This is a genomic window from Chrysiogenia bacterium, assembly GCA_020434085.1.
Classification (GTDB): Bacteria; JAGRBM01; JAGRBM01; order JAGRBM01; family JAGRBM01; genus JAGRBM01.
The window spans coordinates 1-1,797 of sequence record JAGRBM010000105.1; the positions used below are offsets into that span (position 1 = coordinate 1).

Below are 1,797 nucleotides of genomic sequence, written 5' to 3' on the forward strand. Positions count from 1 at the left end.
GGAGCGAATCGGCACGCTGCGCGAGCTCGATCGCTTCCTGCAGCAGCGGGCCGCCGCATCGCGCCAAAACACCTGATTCCCCCGCCCGCGCGCCGGCGATTGTCGGCCCTTGCATCCATGTGCCAGAGTCCCCTTTCAATCCAACCATGTGGGATGAATCCAGGTGAGCGCTGACAAAAAGGAACACTTCGGGATCTCGGACCTCAGCAAGGAGTTCGGCATCACTGCGCGCACCCTGCGCCACTACGAGGACGAGGGACTGCTCAAGCCCGAGCGCCGCGGCAGCCAGCGCCTCTACACGGCGGGCGACCGGGTGCGCCTCATTCTCATCCTTCGCGGCCGCGCGGTGGGTTTCTCCATTCCGGAGATCAAGGAAATCATCACGCTCTACAACCAGCCCACCGGCGTGCAGGCCCAGCGCAAACTGCTCCTTGAAAAAGTCGAGACCCGGCGCAAGCTGCTGCTGGAGAAGATGAGCGACCTCAAGCACATGCTCGGCGAACTTGACGCCCTGGAAAAGCGCGTGAAAAACGACGCCCCGTCGCGGAAGGGCACGAACAGGAAAAGGGCTCCGAAACGCCGCTGAGGGGCCTTTTGCGGCTTTTCGAAATTGACGTTTACGTAAACGTAAGGTACCGTCACCCTGTCCCCGGGCCCTCGGCACGCGGGGCGACACCGGAGGAAGACCATGTCCTTTTTGAACTTCGACCACAGCGAAGAAATCGCCGCGCTGCGCGAGACGATCCGTTCGTTCACGCAGAAGGAACTTGCGCCGCGGGCCGCCGCCATTGACGAGAACAACGAGTTCCCCAACGAGCTCTGGCGCCGCCTCGGAGATCTGGGCGTGCTCGGCATGACGGTTCCCGAGGAATACGGCGGCACAGACATGGGGTACCTGGGCCACATCGTCGCCATGGAAGAGATCTCCCGCGGCTCGGCCTCGGTCGGGCTTTCCTACGGCGCGCACTCCAACCTGTGCGTCAACCAGATTCACCGCAACGGGTCCGAAGAGCAGCGCCGGAAGTATCTGCCCAAACTCATCAGCGGCGAATTCGTCGGCGCGCTGGCCATGAGCGAGCCCGGCGCGGGATCCGATGTGGTGAGCATGCAGCTTCGCGCCAAACGCGACGGCGACAACTGGATCCTCAACGGCAACAAGATGTGGATCACCAACGGCCCCGACGCGGACGTGCTGGTCGTCTACGCCAAGAGCGATCCCGAGGCCGGCCCGCGCGGCATTACCGCGTTTCTCGTTGAAAAGGGAACCAAGGGGTTCAGCACCGCGCAGAAACTCGACAAGCTGGGCATGCGCGGTTCGAACACCTGCGAGCTGGTTTTCGAGGACTGCGTGCTCGGGCCCGACGCCGTCATGGGCAAGATCAATGAAGGCGTGCGCGTGCTGATGAGCGGCCTCGACTACGAGCGCGCCGTTCTCTCGGGCGGGCCGCTGGGAATCATGGCCGCCTGCCTGGATGTCGTGCTCCCCTATGTGCACGAGCGCAAGCAGTTCGGCCAGTCCATCGGCGAGTTCCAGCTCATGCAGGGCAAGCTCGCCGACATGTACACGACCTTCTCCGCCTGCCGCGCCTACGTCTACGCCGTCGGGCAGGCCCTTGATCGCGGCGAGACGACGCGCAAGGACGCCGCCGGCGCGATTCTCTACGCCGCCGAGAAGGCCACCTGGATGGCGCTCGAAGCGATCCAGTGCCTTGGCGGCAACGGTTACATCAACGAGTATCCCACCGGGCGCCTGCTGCGCGATGCCAAGCTCTACGAGATCGGCGCGGGCACGTCCGA

At 64.1% G+C, this 1,797-nt stretch carries 2 protein-coding genes; both read left to right on the forward strand.

The features are described from left to right. Positions 1-163: 163 nt before the first annotated feature. The gene (locus KDH09_03550) at positions 164-586 is read left to right on the forward strand and encodes a MerR family DNA-binding transcriptional regulator (protein ID MCB0218746.1); all 423 of its coding nucleotides are present in this window, start codon (positions 164-166) and stop codon (positions 584-586) included. Positions 587-688: 102 nt separating this feature from the next. After that, positions 689-1,797: isovaleryl-CoA dehydrogenase (locus KDH09_03555; protein MCB0218747.1), on the forward strand; the 1,109-nt coding region annotated here is incomplete at its 3' end.